Origin of the sequence: Vibrio sp. V12_P9A6T4 (assembly GCF_963874835.1) — a bacterium.
GTDB lineage: Bacteria > Pseudomonadota > Gammaproteobacteria > Enterobacterales > Vibrionaceae > Vibrio > Vibrio anguillarum.
The window spans coordinates 60352-82396 of record NZ_CAWNJO010000031.1 but is presented as its reverse complement, the minus strand read 5'-3'; the positions used below and the strand labels follow the sequence as shown (position 1 = coordinate 82396).

Annotated in this window: 24 protein-coding genes; 18 read left to right on the top strand and 6 right to left on the bottom strand. The window is 45.3% G+C overall.

Annotated elements, in window-relative coordinates:
* The 3 genes from AACQ42_RS02205 to AACQ42_RS02195 form a co-directional block, all read right to left on the bottom strand.
* A partial coding sequence (locus AACQ42_RS02205; RefSeq protein ID WP_254918591.1) for a transporter substrate-binding domain-containing protein occupies positions 1-843 on the bottom strand: 843 nt, incomplete at its 3' end.
* A gap of 179 nt (positions 844-1022) precedes the next feature.
* Positions 1023-2267 carry an NAD(P)/FAD-dependent oxidoreductase gene (locus AACQ42_RS02200; protein ID WP_094128866.1) on the bottom strand — a complete coding sequence of 415 codons (1245 nt, stop codon included), beginning with the start codon at positions 2265-2267 and terminating at the stop codon, positions 1023-1025.
* A 23-nt stretch (positions 2268-2290) separates the two neighbouring features.
* Positions 2291-3397 carry a class I SAM-dependent methyltransferase gene (locus tag AACQ42_RS02195; RefSeq protein WP_013856490.1) on the bottom strand — a complete coding sequence of 369 codons (1107 nt, stop codon included), beginning with the start codon at positions 3395-3397 and terminating at the stop codon, positions 2291-2293.
* 115 nt (positions 3398-3512) lie between these two features.
* Between AACQ42_RS02195 and AACQ42_RS02190 the strand changes: the two genes are divergently transcribed.
* The 17 genes from AACQ42_RS02190 (at position 3513) to AACQ42_RS02110 (ending at position 18950) form a co-directional block, all read left to right on the top strand.
* Positions 3513-4250, top strand: a complete 738-nt coding sequence (locus AACQ42_RS02190) for a beta-ketoacyl synthase chain length factor (protein ID WP_094166012.1) — start codon at positions 3513-3515, stop codon at positions 4248-4250.
* Positions 4244-5017: a lysophospholipid acyltransferase family protein gene (locus AACQ42_RS02185; protein WP_170898898.1), complete on the top strand. Its 774-nt coding sequence runs from the start codon at positions 4244-4246 to the stop codon at positions 5015-5017. Before AACQ42_RS02190 ends, AACQ42_RS02185 begins: the two co-directional genes overlap by 7 nt.
* Positions 5018-5207: 190 nt before the next feature.
* Positions 5208-5468: a phosphopantetheine-binding protein gene (locus AACQ42_RS02180; RefSeq protein ID WP_019282451.1), complete on the top strand. Its 261-nt coding sequence runs from the start codon at positions 5208-5210 to the stop codon at positions 5466-5468.
* A 15-nt stretch (positions 5469-5483) separates the two neighbouring features.
* Positions 5484-5741: an acyl carrier protein gene (locus AACQ42_RS02175; protein WP_013856486.1), complete on the top strand. Its 258-nt coding sequence runs from the start codon at positions 5484-5486 to the stop codon at positions 5739-5741.
* Positions 5741-6298 (top strand): hypothetical protein, encoded by a 558-nt coding sequence (locus tag AACQ42_RS02170; RefSeq protein ID WP_094166010.1) that lies wholly within the window; start codon positions 5741-5743, stop codon positions 6296-6298. The genes AACQ42_RS02175 and AACQ42_RS02170 overlap by 1 nt, the downstream gene beginning before the upstream one ends.
* A 7-nt stretch (positions 6299-6305) precedes the next feature.
* Positions 6306-7691, top strand: coding sequence for an AMP-binding protein (locus tag AACQ42_RS02165; RefSeq protein WP_094166009.1), 1386 nt, complete (start codon positions 6306-6308; stop codon positions 7689-7691).
* 22 nt (positions 7692-7713) lie between these two features.
* A complete protein-coding gene (locus AACQ42_RS02160; protein ID WP_017045145.1) occupies positions 7714-8082 on the top strand; it encodes an ApeI family dehydratase in 369 nt (122 codons plus the stop codon).
* Positions 8066-9796, top strand: coding sequence for a glycosyltransferase family 2 protein (locus AACQ42_RS02155; RefSeq protein ID WP_094166008.1), 1731 nt, complete (start codon positions 8066-8068; stop codon positions 9794-9796). Before AACQ42_RS02160 ends, AACQ42_RS02155 begins: the two co-directional genes overlap by 17 nt.
* Positions 9777-11321, top strand: coding sequence for an HAL/PAL/TAL family ammonia-lyase (locus AACQ42_RS02150; protein WP_094166007.1), 1545 nt, complete (start codon positions 9777-9779; stop codon positions 11319-11321). Before AACQ42_RS02155 ends, AACQ42_RS02150 begins: the two co-directional genes overlap by 20 nt.
* A gap of 8 nt (positions 11322-11329) precedes the next feature.
* Positions 11330-11770 (top strand): acyl-CoA thioesterase, encoded by a 441-nt coding sequence (locus AACQ42_RS02145; RefSeq protein ID WP_017050416.1) that lies wholly within the window; start codon positions 11330-11332, stop codon positions 11768-11770.
* The gene (locus AACQ42_RS02140) at positions 11767-12378 is read left to right on the top strand and encodes a LolA family protein (protein ID WP_094166006.1); all 612 of its coding nucleotides are present in this window, start codon (positions 11767-11769) and stop codon (positions 12376-12378) included. Before AACQ42_RS02145 ends, AACQ42_RS02140 begins: the two co-directional genes overlap by 4 nt.
* Positions 12350-14698, top strand: a complete 2349-nt coding sequence (locus AACQ42_RS02135; protein ID WP_094166005.1) for an MMPL family transporter — start codon at positions 12350-12352, stop codon at positions 14696-14698. Before AACQ42_RS02140 ends, AACQ42_RS02135 begins: the two co-directional genes overlap by 29 nt.
* Positions 14695-15315 carry a DUF3261 domain-containing protein gene (locus tag AACQ42_RS02130; RefSeq protein WP_094166004.1) on the top strand — a complete coding sequence of 207 codons (621 nt, stop codon included), beginning with the start codon at positions 14695-14697 and terminating at the stop codon, positions 15313-15315. Before AACQ42_RS02135 ends, AACQ42_RS02130 begins: the two co-directional genes overlap by 4 nt.
* 9 nt (positions 15316-15324) lie before the next feature.
* On the top strand, positions 15325-16560 hold the full coding sequence (locus tag AACQ42_RS02125) for a beta-ketoacyl-[acyl-carrier-protein] synthase family protein (protein WP_094166003.1): 1236 nt from the start codon (positions 15325-15327) through the stop codon (positions 16558-16560).
* Positions 16538-17002, top strand: a complete 465-nt coding sequence (locus tag AACQ42_RS02120) for a hotdog family protein (RefSeq protein WP_094166002.1) — start codon at positions 16538-16540, stop codon at positions 17000-17002. Before AACQ42_RS02125 ends, AACQ42_RS02120 begins: the two co-directional genes overlap by 23 nt.
* The gene (locus AACQ42_RS02115; RefSeq protein WP_017045136.1) at positions 16999-17724 is read left to right on the top strand and encodes a 3-ketoacyl-ACP reductase FabG2; all 726 of its coding nucleotides are present in this window, start codon (positions 16999-17001) and stop codon (positions 17722-17724) included. Before AACQ42_RS02120 ends, AACQ42_RS02115 begins: the two co-directional genes overlap by 4 nt.
* Positions 17721-18950 carry a beta-ketoacyl-ACP synthase gene (locus AACQ42_RS02110; protein ID WP_094166001.1) on the top strand — a complete coding sequence of 410 codons (1230 nt, stop codon included), beginning with the start codon at positions 17721-17723 and terminating at the stop codon, positions 18948-18950. The genes AACQ42_RS02115 and AACQ42_RS02110 overlap by 4 nt, the downstream gene beginning before the upstream one ends.
* A 102-nt stretch (positions 18951-19052) precedes the next feature.
* On the opposite strand, the gene AACQ42_RS02105 is transcribed toward AACQ42_RS02110, so the two are convergent.
* Positions 19053-19436 (bottom strand): DMT family protein, encoded by a 384-nt coding sequence (locus AACQ42_RS02105; RefSeq protein ID WP_017045134.1) that lies wholly within the window; start codon positions 19434-19436, stop codon positions 19053-19055.
* Between the two features lie 235 nt (positions 19437-19671).
* Complete coding sequence (locus AACQ42_RS02100) at positions 19672-20190, bottom strand: cysteine hydrolase family protein (protein WP_088732687.1); 519 nt, start codon at positions 20188-20190, stop codon at positions 19672-19674.
* 116 nt (positions 20191-20306) lie between these two features.
* Here AACQ42_RS02100 and AACQ42_RS02095 point away from each other — a divergent pair, with 116 nt between their 5' ends.
* A complete protein-coding gene (locus AACQ42_RS02095; RefSeq protein WP_088732688.1) occupies positions 20307-21221 on the top strand; it encodes a GlxA family transcriptional regulator in 915 nt (304 codons plus the stop codon).
* A 122-nt stretch (positions 21222-21343) separates the two neighbouring features.
* Here the strand turns inward: AACQ42_RS02095 and AACQ42_RS02090 are convergent, their stop codons facing one another.
* Positions 21344-21946 (bottom strand): TetR/AcrR family transcriptional regulator, encoded by a 603-nt coding sequence (locus AACQ42_RS02090; protein WP_047687917.1) that lies wholly within the window; start codon positions 21944-21946, stop codon positions 21344-21346.
* Between the last annotated feature and the right edge of the window lie 99 nt (positions 21947-22045).

Sequence of the window (22045 nt, the reverse complement as noted above, 5' to 3'; positions counted from 1 at the left end):
ATTGCTATTTTCTTGACTTAATAATTTTAGGCTGTCTTTATTATTCAAAAAATAAATATTAGTCGAGTCTATCTTATTAGCTGTATTTCCTGTTGCTTCAGCAAGAATGAGTTTATCAAAAATGTTTTTTAATTCATTATTTCCCATCGGCAAAATGATTCTATTTATTTCGACACCTAATCGACCATCTGCAATAATCTCACCGTCATATCCAGAATTAGGGCTGATATAATGGTTGAGTGATATATAGTTGGTTATCGTTGCATCGGCTAAACCTTGCTTCATCATTTCTGCTGATTCTAAGAAACTTTGTGCTAGTAATATGTGTGGGTAATGGCTCTGCTCTAATGTTTCACAATAAGATGAACCTTGTACGCAAACCCATTTCAAATGATGCATATCTTGCTGATTTAATTTTTTGTCCCTTAGCCAAATCACTCGTAGGTTATTATAGAGTGGCAAACTGAATAAAATGTTTTTTTCTCTCTCTTTTGTTTTGCTAAAACCAATAGCAAAATCCACATCACCACCATGCACAGCAGCAACAAGATCAGTTATCGATTGATAGCTACGATATTCAATTTTGACATCAAGCTCTTTTCCTATCCCTACCGCATAATCATGTTGAATACCGATTGTATTCTCAATGCCGCCCCAATAAGGTAGCCAAGGTTCAGACAATACACCCATTACAATGACTTTTTTTGCTTTTAAATAGGTACGTTCCGAATCTGATAAATAATCGGCGGCATAAACAGTATTAAAAAGTAAGTTAATTGCTAAAATTAACAGCAAGTAGATACGTAACAAATTCATTCTCGTGATATTGATTCCAATATCCAACTAGTTTAACGATCCTGCTCGTCATTGCCAAGAATAGGGCATCAGAACAAAACTGGTTAAAATACATATTTATCAACACGTTAATGTAGTGTAGGAATAATCTTACAAGAGAATAAACCCATAAAATTAGAATGTGAGATGCATATCCGCACCAAAACATAATTTCGGTGCGGATATTATTAATGAGATGAAGTACGAATAATTTCAGCTAAACTTGATAAGCGTCGTTGATGCTCAGCGACATAAGGATTACTACGATCCCAAGCATATCCTGCAAGAATAGAGCAAATCATCTGCTTTATTCTTGGATTGGGCGTTTGGTAAAAAATCACCTCTTGTAACATGCCGTTGTACCAACCTTCCACATAAGTGCGGAACGTATCCACTCCGACCATTAATGGCTGAGAATACTCTTGCTGCCAATCTACACTTTCGTTTTTTAGTTGGCGTACAACGCAAGACACTGCTAACTGAGCCGATTTCATGGCTATCGTTACACCTGATGAAAACACCGGGTCTAAAAATTCACCAGCATTGCCTAATAACGCATAATTTACCGTGGCCAAGTGCTTAACATTTGCAGAATAGCCGCCTAGCTCACCAGCAGGATTAGGATATTCGGACTTCGAAAGCAGTTCTGCCAGCTCAGACATTTCATTCACCAACTGCTGGATCGCCGCAATTTTATCACTTGGATAGCCGTCAAAAAACGACGGTTCACCGACAACACCTAATGAACATGTGCCGTTAGAAAAAGGAATGAGCCAGTACCATACGTCAGGATTACGCGGATGGACGGAGATCAGTATCTTGTTTCGGTCGTAGTCTGGTTGTTCAGGGGAGATATGATCAATGATATGGGTAAAGATGGCTTTTCTCGGAGGTAAACACGATGGCTCTTCCAAACCGAGTAACTTAGGCAATACTCGGCCAAAGCCACTGGCATCCAGCACGAAGTCGGCTTCAATTTGATACGTTATGCCGTGTTGATCCGTCACCAATAATTGTGATTTATTCTCTTCAAATTCGATATTCGTCAGTTGATGTTGATAACGAATTTCAACCCCTTGCTTAACAGCAGAATCCGCTAATACTTTATCAAATTGACTACGCTGTACCTGAAAAGTGGTTCCCGGCCCATTCGAATATTTGTCGGTAAAATCAAACTGAGCGTATACACCATTTTTTCGAAAGGCTGCACCATTTTTATATTGAAAACCCGCACGCATAACATCAGGCAACATTCCCGCCGCTTCTATCACTTCCATACAAGCAGGTAATAAGCTTTCGCCAATAGAAAAGCGTGGGAAAAGTGCTTTTTCGATAACCAACACACGTATGTTTTGCGCATGGAGTAATGCCGCGGCAGTCGAACCCGAAGGGCCCGCACCAATGATAACAACTTGAGTTATCTCTTTATTCATGAATTGACTCGCATCGATTTTAATTAAGCTTGGGCTTTTAGCTCTAACAAGGTGTGGCCAAGGCCAATATTGTCGGTCCGTTTGATCACCTGTAATCCTGCTGCTTGAACGATTTCTAAGAAATCTTCGCTGCGATAGAAGCGACTATTACCATTTGCAAGGCAGGTAAAATACAAAGAGGTGGCATTGAGGCTATAAGAAGCCGCATCGTACTTCTGTGAATCCCAGAACAGTTCCAAAATATAAACCGTCGAATATGCAGAAAGATTGGCGCGAACGCGTTTTAAAATACTCAAAATTTCCATTGGCGAAAAACAGTCTAAAAACTGGCTCATCCACCACACGTCCGCATTTTTTGGTAACGGTTGTTCTTTATCGAGCATGTTGGCTGGAAAAGGATGAATACGCTGCGTAAAACCTTGTTGCTGCGCGTTAGCCATCGCCATTTCCAACTGTTGTGGCAGATCCACAATCGTCACTTCAACGTCTGAATCATAGTGACAACATTGCAGTGCCCATTTACCCGTATTGCCACCAATATCGACCAAATGTTTCGGTTTTTTACGAAACACTTCTTTCAGCAAAATAGGAAAAGAACGATCGGAATAGAAGTGATCGAATTTGAACCAACTGTCTTTAGCTTGCTGGGGCAAACGCGATAAACCTTGGTAGATGGTATCCCAATCGCCGAGTTCTTTCAGACCAGCAGGCTTGCCTTCGGTGATCGATTCGGTTAAGTGCATCATGGCGGCATAACAAACGTCTGCCGTGAAATCCATATTGGCTTGCGTCATCCCATCATGCAGCAAAAAAATGCCTAGATTAGCCAATGAATAATTCGGTTTATCCCATAAAACAATATGGGCACTGATGGCCATATCGAGCAATACTTTAACGCCATACTCTGACACGCTCGTTTCTTGAGCAATTTGTTCCGCATTTAAACCTTTTTCGCCAGCATTATCTAATGCAGCCAATATGCCTAAGTCACGTAATGTACGCGCCGTATGAAAAACGATGGGGGCAAAAGATAATTTTTGAGCTTCGGTTTTTGCCTCTAAAGCGTTATAAGGATCTATTTTTTGATTTAACACATTAAAACCTAACTTTAATTTGTGAACAATATCCAAACACTTAATCTAAGTTCGACTCAATTCTTAAAAATCAATATTTAAGTCAAGGATACAAACGTTTATAGTTGCGAAGAATAATCTTGTGCCATAGTATTTAACCCTATCAAAAACAATGCAATATCTTATGTCAAATCAACAGCAAATAATCACGTTAAATATTGATACTTGGGTTGCAAATTCTGCAGGCTTATCTCACCCTTCTGATTGGCAAAATTGGGCAAGAGAAGATATTTGGCCTGACGATAATACGCTCAACACAGACCATATTCCTCCTATGATGCGCCGCAGAATGAGTAGTTTGAGCAAATTAGCCGTGCAGACTGCACTGACTGCTATAGAATCACAACATATTGATTACATGATATTTTCATGTCGTCATGGCGAGCTTCATCGTAGCGTTGAAATCGTGAAGTCGATATTGATTGGCGAAGAAGCCTCACCAATGGCGTTTTCACAATCTGTTCATAATACAGCGGCAGGCCTAGCAACCATCGCTTCAAAACAACCGATCCCGTTAACCTCGATTGCAGCAGCACAAAACACATTTCAAAGTGCCATATTAGAAGCTTGGCTCTATCTAAATGAGCACCCTAGTCACAAAGTGCTGTTGGTTGATTTTGATGAGCCACTACCTAGCGACTACCAACAATACGAAGAGTGGCAGTTTCAAGGCTATGCCTTAGGGTTAACCCTGTCTCACGGTTCAGATTTTACGCTCTCTATGCAGATGTCTGATACCAAGCCACAACAGCCTCAAGCATTGTCGTTTCTTCACCACTATTTGTCAGAAAAATCTGAATGGATCATTGAGGGCTCGCAAAGCGCTTGGAAATGGCAACGAAAATGTTAGAGTTCAACCGCTACTGGCGTATTGCTGCTACAGGTTTTTGTTTTTTTATATTTGGTTTAGGCGGATTAACGCTGAGTTTTATTATTATCCCACTGATTGCATTATTTTCATCGCAAACAGATCGTCGAGAATATAAAGTTCAAAAATCAATCCAAAACTCATTCAATATATTTTGTAAGTTGATGAAATTAACAGGTGCCATCGACTATAAAATAACCAACGCAGAACTATTAAAACAGGATAAAAGCTGCCTTATTATCGCCAATCATCCAAGCTTAATTGATTATGTTCTCATTGCATCACAACTTCATCAGTGCGATTGCTTGGTTAAGTCAGCTGTCTGGGCCAATCCTTTTATGAAACGGATTGTTCAAGCCGCAGGTTATATCCCAAATGAAACACCTGATGATTTGTTAAATGTGTGCGAGGAACGCATGAGTCGCGGAAACGTATTATTGATTTTCCCTGAAGGCACGCGAACCACACCCGGCGTTAAACCCAAATTGCAGCGCGGTGCGGCGCAAATCGCAATCCGAACTCAAAGAGACTTACGCATCGTACATATTACCGTTTCTCCGAGTTTTCTCACAAAAGAGCAAAAGTGGTACCAAGTTCCTAAAACCAAACCCTTTTTCCATGTGGAGATAAAGGGTAAAGTTGCCGTCACACCTTTTATTGAAGGTGCTGATAACCCCACCACTGCAGCACGACGTTTAAATCGCCACCTTGCAGAGGTGATTTTCCCCCAAAACAATAACCAGAAATGACAAAACTATTGAAGTTATCGACCCATAACGTCAAGTTGCAGCGAAGCGGAAAGTGAGTAAGTCCCCATCCGTATAGATAACGATATGATTGGGGTGAGCGAACGTAGCCAACACCGCTGCAACTTTAAGTGGGGAAGTGTATATCAAGGTTTTGTTCAAAACGGCTAGAACATTATATAAGTAGGTTGAAGTGGAAATACTACACACAGAAATAAAACAGCTCATTATCGACGCACTAAATCTTGAAGATATCTCAGTTAACGATATCGAAACTGACGCACCACTTTTTGGTGATGGGTTAGGTTTAGATTCTATCGATGCTTTAGAGCTCGGTTTGGCCATTAAAAAGAAGTATAATATCGTCATTGACGCTGATGACTCCAATACTCGCCAACACTTTGCATCAGTGGCAAACTTAGCAAATTATATTTCATCTCAAACTAGCCACTAATAAATAGATAGCGTTATGACAGAAGTAAACCAACAACAAGTATTTGATCAAGTTAAAGAAGCTCTCGTTGAACTATTTGAAATTGATGAAGCCGATATTCAACCAGATGCTCACCTTTATCAAGATCTCGATCTCGACAGTATTGATGCTGTAGATCTTGTCGTTCACTTACAAAAAGTGACTGGCAAAAAAATCAAGCCTGAAGAGTTTAAAACCGTTCGCACCGTCAATGATGTGGTGGAATCGGTTATTGAACTTGTTAAGGAAAGCTAATGCGGCGATTGCTGACGATTTTGTCTGCAATCGTCCTGCTTACCTACCCACTCGCGGTCTACTTCGGGATTAATCAGTTTGGTTTGCAAGCTATAGGGGGCTTCTTAGCCGCTATTTTTGCTTTAAGAATTCTTTCTGGTTGGCAAGCCAAGCTTCAAGAACTGAAGCAACTGGCTTGGCTTAGTGGGTTCGTTGGTATCACTTTGGTGACTTTGGGGATGCTCTTTCAGCAGCATGGTTGGCTACTGTTTTACCCTGTTGTGGTTAATGTATGTCTTTGGGCTCTTTTTGCCTTGAGCCTAACGCAACCGCAAACAGTGATTGAACGGCTGGCGAGACTGCAAGAGCCTGAACTTCCTCAAAGTGGCATTGAGTACACACGCACGGTCACTAAAGTGTGGTGCCTCTACTTCATCATGAATGGAGCCATCGCACTTTATACCTGCTTCCAATCTATCGAGATCTGGACGTTGTATAACGGATTGATCAGTTATCTCCTTGCTGGCAGCCTCTTTGTAACGGAATGGCTAGTAAGGCAAAGGATTCGCAAAGGCTAGGTACGCTATGACTTTCGGCAACCCCGATTTTTGCTCGCTTGCAACGTTACTCTCCTCACCAAGAAACGATTCGCATTGTGTTGCTTTTGACCTCAATAACACCATTAACTGGGCAAACTTTGTCGCCGATGTCAGCCAACTAAGCCGGCAATTAGCATCGCGAAATGAACATCATATTGCACTGTGTGCTGGCGATAGCTATCGGTTCTCCGTCGGTTTTTTCGCCGTCTGTTACACGCAAAAATCATTAATTCTGCCCGGTAATTATCAACCTGCGGCACTGGCAGAACTGAGCCAACACTTTGAGTTGTTGCTGTGTGATGAGGCAATAACAATACCCAATTCAACGCCAACTCTCTCTCTTAACCATTTAGCGCTACCCAACGACATGCGCGATGAAGCCGTTTGTTTTGCACCACTTTCATTAGAGACACAAACCGTGACGCTGTTTACGTCAGGCTCCAGTGGTCAGCCTAAGGCTATCATCAAAACACTGCGGCAGCTTGAAGCTGAAATCGCCATTTTAGAGCAGCTTTGGGGCGAACAGCTCATTGGTGCAAAAGTGGAAAGTACGGTTTCTCATCAACATATTTATGGGCTGCTATTTCGTGTGTTATGGCCACTGTGTGCAGGGCGAGCATTTGCCCGCCATAACTTGGAATTTCCAGAACAAGTGACCGCACATGCGCATCCGGATACTGCGCTGATCAGTAGCCCTGCGCTATTGAAACGCTTGTCACAAGAGCACCAGCCAAGCCCACTGCGCACACTGTTTTCTTCCGGTGGCCCACTTCCCTACTCTGCTTCTTGTCACGCAAAAACCCTGTTTGGGCAACGACCTATCGAAGTGTATGGCAGTACGGAAACTGGCGGCATCGCTTTTCGGCAACAGCACAGTGCAACGCAGCAATGGCAGCTTTTTCCTACCGTTGAAGCAAGACTTAACAGCGAGCACTGCTTAGCCTTGCGCTCTGCACATATTGATCCGAATCATTGGTATCAAACAGCCGATGAATGTGAGTTTTCCGACCAACGGCACTTTACCTTGAAAGGTCGCACCGATCGCATCATCAAAATCGAAGAAAAACGGATCTCACTGGTTGAAGTGGAACAGCGTATTGAACAACTGCCGTGGATCAGTGAAACAGCCGTGTTACCACAGCAAGACGGTGAACGTTTGATCTTAATCTCAGCGATTGTACTGTCAGCCAGCGGCACTGAAAAATTAGCTCAACTTGGAAAGGGGAAGTTCTGGCTGTTGCTGCGCTCTGAACTGCGCCAATGGTTAGAACCTATTGCTGTACCTCGACGCTTTAGAGTGGTAAAAGAGATCCCTCTCAACAGCCAAGGTAAGCGCCTTGTTGCTGAACTAGAAACACTATTCCAACCATAAAAATAACGAAGCCCAATAGATTATGGCCAAAAGAACACCCACATTATTATGTGCTGAAACTCAGCCTCACACGGTGAATTTGACGCTGCGCGTTGACGCCGACATTATTGATTTTTCAGGACACTTTGCACATTTTCCATTGCTGCCAGGCGTTACCCAAATCGATTGGGCACTGCGCTATGCACGAGAATACTTATCTGTACCCACAAGCTTTCAAGGTATGGAAGTGATCAAATTCCAAGAACCTATCTTGCCAGACATGACCGTTCAACTGGCATTAAGTTGGGATGAGGAAAAACAGAAACTCGCGTTTAGTTATAGTTCGCAGCGTGAGGGTTTAAACATCATTCACTCATCAGGAAAAATGAAGTTGGGTGAAATCTGTGGCTGATTATCAAGCTTGTTTTTTAATTCCGTGCTACAACCACGGCAGCACAGTAGCAGAAGTGGTCTCATCACTCAGCGCATTTGAACTTCCCATTTTACTGGTTGATGATGGCAGCAATCAGCAAACAAAACAGGCGTTGAGCAACGTCGCCCAGCAAACACATGTTCACCTCATTACCCTAGAACAAAACCAAGGAAAAGGTGGCGCGGTAATGGCTGGCATTCGCCAAGCGCAGCAGTTGGGGTTTAGCCACGTCATCCAAATTGATGCCGATGGCCAACATGATTTACAAGCGCTGCCTAAATTACTGGCCGCGTCAAAGCAACATCCAAACCACCTAATTTCTGGTCAGCCGATTTACGATGACAGCGTACCCAAAGCGCGTTTATATGGCCGTTACGCAACGCATATTTGGGTTTGGATTGAAACGCTATCCTTTACGATCAAAGACAGTATGTGTGGTTTTCGCGCGTATCCTGTAGACCTCACCGTTGAGGTGCTCAATAACCATAAGATCGGCACGCGCATGGATTTCGACATCGAAATCTTAGTTCGCATGTATTGGCACGGGGTCGATATCGATTTTGTGGAAACTCGCGTCATTTATCCTGAAGGAGGCGTCTCTCATTTCGATACACTATGGGATAACGTCAAAATCAGTTGGATGCACAGCAAATTATTTTTTGGCATGTTACCGCGTATTCCTCAACTGCTGAAACGCAACCAAAGCAGGCACAACAAAAGTGGCGCAGAGCCAAACCAGCACTGGTCAAAGCGTCAAGAACGAGGAACGGTTCTGGGTATTAAAGCGTTACTGGCGGTATATAGCCTACTCGGGCGACCGATTTTTAACCTGATGCTGAAACTTGTAATGAGCTATTACTACCTTACCGGAAAACAAGCTCGCCAAGCCTCTGAACAGTATTTACAGCACTTACGAAGCTACGCAAACCGTCGCCAAATCACGCTGCCAAATCATCTCTCTAGCTATAACCATCTGCTCTCTTTTGGCCACACTATGCTGGATAAATTGGCGGCATGGAAAGGCGATTTTTCGGTAAAAAATTTGACCATTCATGGTCAAGAATCGTTCCAAACTTTAGCCAAACGAAAACAAGGTGTGCTTCTTTTAGGATCTCACCTTGGAAATATTGAACTGTGCCGCGCTCTGGGACGTCGGCATTCTCATATTAAGATCAATGCGTTAGTCTTCACCGAGCACGCCGAACGCTTCAATGCGGTAATGAAAGCGATCAATCCCAACTCAGAACTGAACCTCATTCAAGTGAGCCGTTTGGGCCCCGATACCGCTATTTTGCTTCAACAGAAAATAGAGCAGGGAGAATGGGTGGTGATCGTCGGAGATAGAACGTCCACCAGCAAAGAGACCCGAGCCGTATGGGCCGATTTTTTAGGCCAACCCGCGCCGTTTCCACAAGGCCCTTTTATGTTGGCCTCGGTGTTGAAAGCTCCCGTCTACCTTTTGTTTGGCTTAAGAGACGAACGTTCTAAAACTCCACATTTTAACGTCTATTTCGAGCACTTTAGCGACAACATAGATTTACCGAGAAAAGAGCGACAAGCGGCGCTAGCGCAGGTAGTACAACGCTACGCTGATCGGCTGGAACATTACACACTGCAAGCTCCACTGCAGTGGTATAACTTTTTCAACTTTTGGACTCTAAGTAAACAGCAGCATGATGATTCAGACAGATAACCGCATAACTTTTGGCGTCGATCGCCTCACCATTGAAGATGTTGTCGCGATTTCGCAAGGCGCGCAGGCCAACCTCAATTCTTCAGCGGAATTCACCGCTAAAATTGATCGCGGCGTCGCTTTTCTAGAACGCCTTTTAAAAGAAGAAGGCGTGATTTACGGTGTAACCACCGGCTATGGTGATTCATGCACCGTTGCCATTCCACCGAATCTAGTAGACCAATTACCACTGCATTTGACTCGCTTTCACGGCTGTGGCTTAGGCGAGGTATTAAGCCATCAGCAATCTCGCGCAGTATTAGCAACACGCTTGTGTTCACTAGCGCAAGGTGTCTCTGGTGTGAGCCATGAACTACTTAACCAAATAGTCACCTTGATCAACCACGATATCGCCCCTCGTATTCCACAAGAAGGTTCGGTCGGGGCAAGCGGCGATTTAACGCCACTCTCCTACCTCGCGGCCACACTGATTGGTGAGCGCGACGTGCTTTATAAAGATGAGATGCGCCCAACTCAAGATGTGTTTAACGAGCTGGGTATTCGCCCGATCAAGCTAAAACCAAAAGAGGGATTAGCGCTGATGAACGGCACATCAGTCATGACTGCTTTGGCCTGTTTAGCCTATAAACGCGCCGAGTATTTAACTCAACTCTGCACCAAAATTACCGCCATGGTGTCTGTCGGTATTCAGGGTAACGACTTCCATTTTGATGCCGCGCTATTTGCCGTCAAGCCGCATCCTGGCCAGCAACAAATCGCAGCATGGCTACGTGATGACTTACAAGCAGAGCGCCCACCTCGCAACAGTGATCGCCTGCAAGATCGCTATTCATTGCGCTGCGCACCTCATGTGATTGGCACAGTGCAAGATGCGCTGCCGTGGCTACGTCAACTGATTGAAAATGAGCTCAACAGTGCCAACGACAACCCCATCATCGATGGCGATAATGAACGCGTACTGCACGGCGGCCATTTTTACGGCGGCCACATTGCCATGGCAATGGATACCTTAAAAACACAGGTTGCTAACCTAGCCGATTTGCTCGATCGCCAAATGGCGCAATTGATGGATTACAAATTCAACAACGGTTTACCGTTTAACTTAACTGGCGCAGAAGGCGAAAGAAAACCGATCAACCACGGCTTTAAAGCCGTGCAGATCGGCATTTCAGCGTGGACGGCCGAAGCCTTGAAACATACCATGCCTGCCAGCGTTTTTTCACGTTCGACTGAGTGTCACAATCAAGACAAAGTCAGCATGGGAACCATTGCCGCACGTGATTGTCTACGTGTGCTTGAACTGACAGAACAAGTGGCGGCCGCCTCGCTGTTGGCAGCGACCCAAGCAATAGAATTGCGCAAACGTCATCATGAGCTGGATGAGCAACACATGAGTCACAATATCAAGCAGATGCGCTTAGCCGTGTTACAAGAGTTTGACTTTGTGGTGGAAGATCGTCCGCTAGAACATGATTTGCGCCACTTTATTAGCCGCATTCAACAACGCCACTGGACACTTTACTAGGAAGCGCGATGAGCGATGTACTTCATCCATTGGAAAGTGAGGTGACTTTAGTCACCTCGTTTCAAGATGCCGACCCAATGGGCGTTATCTACCACGGCAATTATTTTCGTTTTTTTGAAGAAGCACGCCGCGTGCTGATGGAAAAAATTGATTACAGCTATCACGCGATGACTCAGTCGGGCTACCTATGGCCGGTGATTGATACCCACGTGAAGTACGTGAAAGCGATCCCGTTCAACCATACGATTCGAGTCAAAGCGACCTTGACAGAATGGGAAAATCGCTTGCGTGTTGACTACATGATTTTTGATAGCCAGACCGGGCAACGAATGTGTAAAGCACACACCACTCAAGTAGCGGTTCGCATCGACACCCAAGAGATGTGTTTCGCTTCCCCAACGCTATTTACCGACAAAGTGCAGCACTGGCATACCTACGGGAAATTATGATGCGCCGTTTTCTATGGCTAACTTTAGCCCTATTTTCGCCCCTACTCTGGGCACAGGTGACCGACCTTGCCTCACTGCAAGCGCAGTTGGCGAAACACCAGATCGTACGCGGAGAGTTTACTCAACTCCGCCATATTGAGATGTTCGAACAACCACTGTCGTCAGCCGGGAAATTCTTGCTCGATAAACAAAATGGCTTACTTTGGCAACAAAACTCACCATTTCCAGTTAATTTGGTGCTAACTCAAGACAAGCTTCGCCAAACTTTTGCTAACCAAACACCACAGGTGATTACCGAAAAAGAGAACCCAATGGCGTTTTATTTCAGCCATCTCTTTTTGTCGGTATTTCATGGTGACACGCAGCAATTGAATGAACAATTTACGATGACGCTGCACAGCGAAGATGGCCAGTGGCAGTTAAATTTAACGCCGAGAAATGCGCCACTGAGCTCGGTGTTTACCTCGATAACATTAACGGGGCGAGATGACATTGATGGTTTGATCCTGCAAGAAGTGCGAGGCGACAAAACCGAGATTCAGTTTACTAACCAAAACCACCAGCCAGAGCGTTTAACCCATGCTGAGCAAGCACAGTTTAACTTCTAAATCGAACCGGCTGGCATTGTTCTGGTTGGCTTTTGTGACCCTTTGTCTTGGCTTACTACTCAAGCAGTGGTTCTTTTCAGCAGCCTCACCGATCGAGACAGATATCCTTAAGCTACTGCCGGTCAACCAGCAAAGTGTGCTCGCCGAGCAAGCGTTTGAAAAAGTCACTGCCAGTATGAGCGATAAGGTGGTCTTTATTGTCACTGCGCCCAATGAGGCTGACCGGCTCAAATCCGTTACAGCGCTAGAAAGCGAGCTCAAGCAGAGTGGCTATTTCAAGGATGTGATTGGGAAAATCGATGCCACTCAACAGAGCGCTTGGGCCAGTTACTACTTTCAACATCGAGCACAACTGCTCACCAGCGAGCAACGCAATCAGCTCAGTCAACATCCCGAACAACAAGTGCAAACCGTGGTGCAAGCCCTATATAACCCTTTTTCTGGGGTAACAGGGCAAGAGCTCAGTCACGACCCTTTTCTGCTATTTCGCGACTACTTAGCACAACTTAGCCAGCTATCGTCTCATTTTCGTTTGCAAGATGGATACTTAACCCGCGAGTATCAAGGCCAAAAATACGTGTTGATCACCGCGCAGCTCAACGACTCACCATACAGTTTCAAAGCGCAACAAGTGGTGCCCGATATTGCTCAATGGCAACAACGCATCAAGCAACAATTCGGTGCGGACATTTATCACACTGGTGTTTTATTTTACGCCGATTTTGGTACTCAAAGTGCCAAGTCAGAAATCAGCACTATTGGCCTTTTCTCATTACTCGGAATTGTGCTGTTGGTGATGCTGGTTTTTCGCAGTGCCATGCCTTTACTGTTGGCACTGCTCTCGGTATCCGTTGGGTTAGTGGTTGCCATGGTGATCACCACCGCGTTTTTTGGTCAGATCCATCTGTTTAGCTTAGTGTTTGGGGCCAGCCTGATTGGCGTTTCAATCGACTACGCCTTTCACTACCTGACCGATCGCCTTGCCGCAAATGAACACTGGGATAGCGTGCAAGGACTAAAGCATATTCTGACGGCCATTACCTTAGGGTTAATCACCAGTTTAATTGGCTATCTCGGTCTACTGGTCGCCCCTTTCCCCGGCTTACAACAGTTAGCGCTATTTTCCGCCTTGGGGCTCGTTGCCGCTTACGCGACGGTCGTGGCTTGGTATCCGATTTTGGCCAAAAAACCAAGTTCATCGAGAACGCTTCCCGGCCTCACTTATTGGTCCTTATGGTTTGCGCTTTGGCAAAAGCAATGGGTTAAATGGGGCCTACCCACGGCGTTATTGTTCATCAGCAGTCTTGCCCTGACGCAAGTGCACTACAACGACGACATTCGACAATTACAAGCCATGCCTAGCGACTTGAAACAGCAAGAGCTGCAAATCAGCACCTTGACTGGTATTCAATCATCACAGCAAATGTTGGTCGTCAGTGCCAACGATAATGAAGCATTAATGCAGCAGTTAGAAAAATTAGATACGCAATTTTCACAATGGCAACAACAAGGCGTACTTTCTGGCTACCAAAGTTTAAGTCAAAACATCAGCTCGCTTAAGCGTCAGCAAGAAAACTACGCACTGGTTGAAGCACTGTACGCAAACCAAGGCGCAGTACTGGCTCACACGCTGAAACTATCTTCGACTCCTAAACTGGAAGCGTCATTTTTGCCCATGACACTGGCGCATTATTTAGCCCATGATGTTTCCCAGCCGCTGCGCTTTCTTTATTTAGGTGAAGTTGAGCAAAAAGTGGCGGCGGTAGTCCTGTTGAAAGAGGTTCACCAAGCAGCAGTAATTAAGCAGTTTGCGGCGCAAAATAGCGACTACGCCTATTTGAATAAAACCGAAGAGATCTCAACCCTGTTTGGGCAGTATCGCCTTAAAGTGATGGAGTTAATTGCGCTGGCTCTGACCTTGATCAGCGCTCTCACTATTTGGCGCTACGGCGTGAAGCACAGCATTCGCATTATGTTACCTTCGCTTATTGCTTGCATCGCTGGGTTAGCCGTCACCGTCGCAACAGGCTCTACGCTCAATTTATTCAATCTATTAGCGCTGGTATTAGTGATAGGTATCGGTATTGATTACACGCTCTTTTTTGCCGAACAAGCCCGCAGTCACAGCACCTTGCTTGCCATAACCCTTTCGGCACTAACGACTTTGCTCTCGTTTGGTCTGCTTGCTCTTAGCCAAACTCACGCCATCCATAGTTTTGGTTTGACAGTACTGAGCGGCATTTTCGTGGCTTGGTTGCTTTCACCAATGGCGATCAAATCACAACCTGCCGCCATGAAAGCGCATGAGGAAAAACTATGATGATGAGAATACGCCGTGCGCTGCCCTTGCTGTTACTGATGTTGTCTGGCTGCTCTTTAGTGCCAAACCAAGCCTCCACGCAGGTAGAAATTAGCCCCAACACATTCGTTACTCTGCCCAAACCTGCGCAACTTGGGTACCAAGTCACGGCAAGTCAGTTGATCAGCGCCCATTGGCAAGATGATAACGGCCAGCATAACCAACAGCTTCCGGTCCAGTTGCAGGTCACCGATGACAAGATTGTGCTGGCAGGGTTTTCATCTTGGGGAACGAGGATTTTATCGCTCAATTATCAGCAAGATACTATTGAGACCAGCGTACTCACTGGCTTAGAAAACACCTTGCCGAAGCCCGAACAGATACTCTTTAACCTGATGATCACGCTCTGGCCGCGAAATGCTTGGGAAGCCCCGTTAAATAAGGTAAAGTGGCAAATCATTGATGATAAGAATAGACGAACACTCATCAATGAACTGGGTGAAACAGTAATTGTTATTGATTATCAACATCCCTTCTCGATGAAGGGCGATATTCGCTTCCACAACCAATTATTGAATTACACCATTACGATTACAACGCTCAGTGCCCAGCACCCTTTGCCGCCCACACAACCGTAGATAGCTATCATGAACTCATCCTCGACTTCTCCTGTTGATTCTCGCTCACCTATTTATGTCCAAGACTGCGGTTTTCACTGCGCGATGGGGAGAGACTCGTCGCACATTCACCAAAGTTTAGCGCAGGGCTATTGTGACAACATGGTGGCTGACTGCACGTCGCTCAATACTGGCACCGCAACCATCGTAGGCCGAGTGAGTGAGCCACTACCAGAAATCCCAGCACATCTAAGTGCGTTCAATACGCGTAACAACCAACTGGCTTTATCGGCACTGCAACAAATCGAACCAAGTGTCCGCCACGCGATTGCCACCTATGGTGCAGATCGCATCGCAGTGGTGGTTGGCACGAGCACGTCCGGCATTGCTGATGGCGAAATCGCACTCGCCCACAAGTTAGAGCAGGGCGAATTCCCAAGCGACTACCACTACTACAAACAGGAATTAGGCAATTGCAGTGATTTTATCGCTCGCTATTTTGCAATAAGCGGCCCCTGCTACGCCATTTCGACCGCCTGTTCGTCCAGTGGCCGCGTCTTTATCACCGCCAAAAGAATGCTTAATGCTGGGTTGGTTGATGCGGTGATTGTCGGTGGTGCCGACACTTTGTGCCGCTTAACACTCAATGGTTTTAACGGTTTAGAGGCATTGTCTCAACGTTTGTGTAAACCGTTTGATGCACAGCGAGATGGCATCAACATTGGTGAATCTGCCGCTTTTATGCTGCTGGGTAAAACGCCGTCTCAGCAACACGCTCACGCCATTGCGCTATTGGGCGCAGGCGACAGTTCCGATGCACACCATATTTCTGCGCCCCACCCAGATGGAAACGGTGCAGAACAGGCGATGCGTAACGCGCTGCAAGATGCCAAATTAACCGCCAATGATATCGGCTATATCAACGCTCACGGCACCGCAACACCGCTCAATGACAGCATGGAAAGTAAAGCGATTTTCCGCGTTTTTGGCCAGCACGTTGCGGTGAGTTCAACCAAACCACTCACTGGACACACGCTCGGCGCGGCCAGTGCAACCGAAGCCGCCATTGCTTGGCACATACTGCAATACCAATTGCCTTTGCCCATTCAGCGCTGTGCTAACAAAGCGCCAGACATCGATATTACGCTAGTGGAAACCACTCAATATTTAGAAAACAAGGCCATTTTAAGCAACTCCTTTGCTTTTGGTGGCAACAATATTAGCCTCATTTTTGGTTACGTTAATGACAAAGCTTCCTGCAATTAATCAACTGCTGCCTCATCAAGCGCCGATGATTTTGATTGACCGCGCGCTTGAGGTACAGAGCGAATCTATCCACTGCCAAGTGGATATTGAATCGCACCACCTGTTTTTTGACCCGGCGACACAAAGCATACCGGCCTATGTCGGTATCGAGTTTATGGCACAAGCCATTGCCGCGTGGTCTGGGTATCACTCACTTGTCCAAGGCATTCAACCGCCGATTGGCTTTCTGCTCGGCAGTCGCCGTTATCGCGCGCTGTGCGCTGCATTCTTGAAAGGGCAAACGCTCGATATCTACGCTGAACAGCTAATGCAAGACAATGGCATGGCCGTGTTTAAGGCAAGAATCGAGCACCAACACCAGCTTTTGGCCGAATGCCAATTAAATGTGTATGTGCCATCAGAACAAAAATTAGAAGAAATGAAAATGAGGAGTCAAGCATGACCCGACACGTATTAGTGACTGGTGCGAGTAAAGGCATAGGCAAAGCGATTGCGATTGCGCTCGCCAAAGATGGTTTTGCCATCGCTGTCCACTACATGGGCGACCAACAAGGTGCCCTGCAAACACTAGCGACCATCGAGCAAAACGGTGGTTCAGGCCGACTGATTCAATTTGACATCAGCAACCGAGCTCAGTGTCGCGAAGTATTAGAAGCCGATATTGCTCTACATGGCGCTTATTACGGCGTGGTCAATAACGCGGGCATTACTCGTGACACGGCGTTTCCCGCCATGACAGAACAAGAATGGGATGGTGTAATTCACACCAATTTAGACAGCTTTTATAACGTCCTCCACCCTTGTGTGATGCCAATGGTGCAAAAACGCCAAGGTGGGCGCATTGTGACTTTAGCATCGGTGTCGGGCATCACGGGCAACCGAGGTCAAACCAATTACAGCGCCGCTAAAGCTGGCGTGATTGGCGCGACCAAATCGCTCGCGCTTGAACTGGCTAAGCGCAAAATCACCGTCAACTGTGTTGCTCCGGGTTTAATCGATACCGGCATGGTAGATGAGCACGTCAAAGAGCACGCACTGCCACAAGTTCCTTTACGCCGCATGGGTGAACCCGAAGAAGTCGCAGGCCTTGTGAGCTATTTAATGTCTGATATTGCCGCTTATGTTACTCGCCAAGTTATCTCGGTTAATGGAGGCTTAGTATGACCCGTCGCGTTGTCGTTACAGGCATGTCCGGCGTGACTGCTTTTGGTAATGACTGGGCCAGTATTGAGCCAAAACTCAGAGCTTGTGAAAATGCCACTCAATATATGCCTTCCTATGAGCAGTATGAGGGTTTAAACACTAAACTCGCCGCGCCAATAATGGGCTTTACACTGCCTAGCCACTACAAACGTAAACAAGTCCGAGGTATGGGCCGCGTGTCACAACTGGCGACCGTTGCCACCGAAAATGCGCTGCTGCAAGCAGGCTTAATTGGTCATGAAGTGCTGACGAATGGCCAAACCGGTATCGCTTATGGTTCATCAACAGGCAGTACCGATGCCATCGGTGCGTTTGGTGTCATGCTCAACGAAAAAACCACTCGAGCCATTACCGCCACCACTTATGTGCAGATGATGCCTCACACTGCCGCGGTGAACGTAGGCCTATTTTTCGGGCTCAAAGGCCGCGTCATTCCAACCAGTAGCGCCTGCACGTCTGGTAGCCAAGCCATCGGTTACGCGTATGAAGCGATCAAACACGGCTACCAAACCGTAATGGTGGCGGGCGGTGGTGAAGAGCTCTGCCCTACCGAATCGGCCGTATTTGATACCTTATTTGCCACTAGCCTCAAAAACGACCAGCCAAAAACCACCCCACGCCCGTATGATACTCAGCGTGATGGTTTAGTAATTGGTGAAGGCGCAGGAACTTTAGTGCTTGAAGAGTATGAACACGCCATCGCACGCGGTGCCGCCATTCACGCAGAAATCATCGGTTTTGCCAGCAACTGCGATGCCGCCCATGTCACTCAACCACAAATGGACACCATGCAAATCTGTATGGAGATGGCGCTGCGTGATGCCAATTTAAGTGCAGATAAAATTGACTATGTTTCGGCTCACGGCACGGCGACCGACCGGGGAGACATAGCAGAAAGTCACGCCACCGCAAACGCGTTGGGTAAAGTGCCGATCAGCTCGTTGAAAAGTTATTTTGGTCACACATTGGGCGCATGTGGCGCGGTTGAAGCTTGGTTGGGTTTAGAAATGATGCGCAGCGGTTGGTTTAATCCAACCCTTAACCTAGATAACATCGACCCGCAATGTGGCGATCTTGATTACATTACAGGCACAGGACGTGAGCTGGATGTGCGATACCTAATGAGCAATAACTTTGCTTTTGGTGGCATCAACACCTCGATTATTTTTAAGAAATTCAGCGAATAATCCCATAAAAAGCCGTTTCCCACACAACGGCTTTTTTTACGAGTTTATTTATCCGGCATTTGCCTCTTAAATATTGGTCGCCTGCCAAATACTCACCAGCAATCAGCCAATACTTTTCGCAAGTACTTCGAGGATTTGCGGTCTGAAAATAAAAAACACCGCGCCAAGCAAACAGAGCCCTGCCCACACAAAATCAAGCCTGAAAGGCTCTTTCATGTAGATCAATGCAAAAGGCACAAACACCGATAAGGTGATCACTTCTTGCAATATTTTCAATTGACCAAGGTTTAATACCGTATAGCCAATCCGGTTAGCGGGTACTTGGAAGAGATATTCAAACAGGGCAATTCCCCAACTGACCAACGCTGCAATAATCCACGGTTTGTGGCTGAGATCTTTTAAGTGAGCGTACCAAGCAAAGGTCATAAATACGTTACTGATCAACAAAAGCCCAATAGTCATCACGACGGGAGGAAGGGTGAACATTAAGACAAACTCCAAAATAATCAAACACGAACTGAACTCACAAACGAGCGGAGTCTGCGCTCAACGTTTCCCTTCGTCAATATTATTGATGAGCGCTAAGCTGCCTAAAATACGAACCAATTCAGCCAACATAACAACTGACTGAAATGGCTTGTGTTTCAAAGTTTTTAGGTAGAAAGCTTACGGGTAGATTATACCAGTGAATTCTCGATACATTTCTTGTGGCAGTTTACTTCTATAACACTTCAGAAAAAGCCAATAAAGGTACTCGAATTGATACCGCATTTAACGCTATGTTATGAATCATTCTATCTGTAGCCGTACAACAATCTCCAATAATGGAGACTTTATATTTTTCCGCTTTCTTTGATATTGCCGTATGCGTAACGCAATTCTGAGTCATCATTCCACAGATCAGCAACTCATCAACATCGAGCTTTCCTAGTGATTTTTCTAGATTAGTTTGATGAAAACCATCAGCGTGCTGTTTACAGATAATTTCAGCATCAGGGCATATTGACATTATTTCAGAGTGAATTCTCATACCGTCACTTCCTTCTTCAAAGAAAGGTGCCATTCCTTGAGGTGCAGAAGATACATGTTGAATAAGGAATACAGGAACATGCTGTGCGTTGGCTTTAGTAATGAGCTGTTTAATGTTGCTCAGGGTCTTATCTGTATTCCACAAAGGAAATTTTCCGTCAGGAAAATAGTCGTTTTGTATATCAATTACAAGCAATGCTTTTTTACCCATTTTCAAATCCTGTTTTTTAAGTTTTGGCTCAGAAAAATTATGAGTAACTTGCTGCATTATTTTTAGAGGCTAAAATGACATAAAAGAGGTTAAAAACGACAAATTCAGAGATAGACATGCTAAAAATTACGATTGGAATTTGCGAGTATCCTTCAGTATTGAAGTCCGCTGTTTACGGTCTTGAAGAGATGTTTTTGCTTGCAAGCAGAGTTTGTTGGGAACAAAGGATTGAGGTCTTATTTGAACCAGTCATTATTTCGCATGATGAGCTTATAGAGGATAGCTTTACAGTTGTTTTGCTACCGCCTGCTTCAATAGATGATTACTACTTGGTCCCTGAAGCCAAACTTATTGAATGGCTTAGAAAGCAGTATTCCAAAGGTGCAGTTCTATCATCTGCTTGTGCGGGGGGATTTATTTTGGCCGCAACTAACTTAATTGGTAAAAGAGAAGTGACAACTCATTGGGCGTTAGCAGAAACATTTTCCAAAATGTTTCCTAGTATTACGCTTAATAGCAATAAGATATTGGTCGATCACGGTGACATAATTACGGCGGGCGGGATGATGTCGTGGCTAGATCTAGGGTTTGAGTTGATCGCCAAATATGCATCTCCAAGAGTTGTGCGTCAACTTGGTAAAACGCTGGTTATCGACACAGCACAGAGAGCACAGAGTTACTACCAACAATTCAATCCTTCGTTCTATCATGGTGATATGGCGATTGTTTCGATCCAACAAATAATGCATCAGAGTTATGCTGAATCGTTGTCTATAAAGCAGTTAGCAAAGCAAGCAAACCTTACCGAACGTACGACGCAACGAAGATTTTTAAAGGCTACAGGTTATAACCCTAATCAGTATTTGCAGCGTCTTAGAATACAGAGTGCGTGTAACTACTTGGAAAGCACACAACATTCATTTGAGTGGATAGGAAATCAGGTTGGTTACGAGGATATCAGCGCGTGTCGAAAGGCCTTCATTAATATTGTGGGATTAACACCGCGAGAGTTTAGAAAACGATTTTCTTGATTTTGTCTGAATCAAAAATTCCCAAAAATAATTTATCAGCCCCAATAATCATATTCTCCACACTATCAACGCACACAATGCCACCTCCCTATCTAAAAGATGGAGGAACTCGATGATCCTAATCAGCAATTAGCGTAAATCAGCGCGAAAGTGTCAACAGCCCTTGTAACAACCGCTTCAATTTCATTTTTGCTTGGTGCTGCAATAACGCCAAGTTCATACGGCTCTAACAACTCAGCTTCAAGCAACACTTTCAGCTGTCTTGCCGCTATCCACTCATCACATTCACGCAATTTCCCTTGTTCGATGTAAGAGCGCAGAAAGTGACTCACTTCTAGCCATCCTTTACGTGGGCCATTGTGATAAAAATAACGGCCAACATCTGAATGTTCTGCTTCTGAAAGGGCCATTTTGCGAATTGCTGTGAGATCAGCCGACAAAATTGACTTGAGATAGTGGTAACCAAATGTGGTCAATGTCTCTTTGAGTGGTTTATTTGTCGATAGTGTTTGGAACGCGGTCGCTCGCAGCTCGGCAGCGGTAGATTCCATTACGGCAAGGAAAATTTCCTCTTTAGAGCTGAAATAGTTATACAGCGTCGCTTTTGAACCACCGACGGTTTTCGCTATACCAGACATAGAGGTTCGGGTAAATCCTTGCTTTATAAATTCTTCTCTTGCCACATCGATAATAGCCTGTCGACGTTCTTCACTTTTAACTCGCATAACTACCACTACTTTCTAATTTGTAGCTTTTGATTTTCCCTTGACAGCGAAACCTTGTCAAGCATATAACTGTACCGTACAGTTTAGTTATAAGGAAAC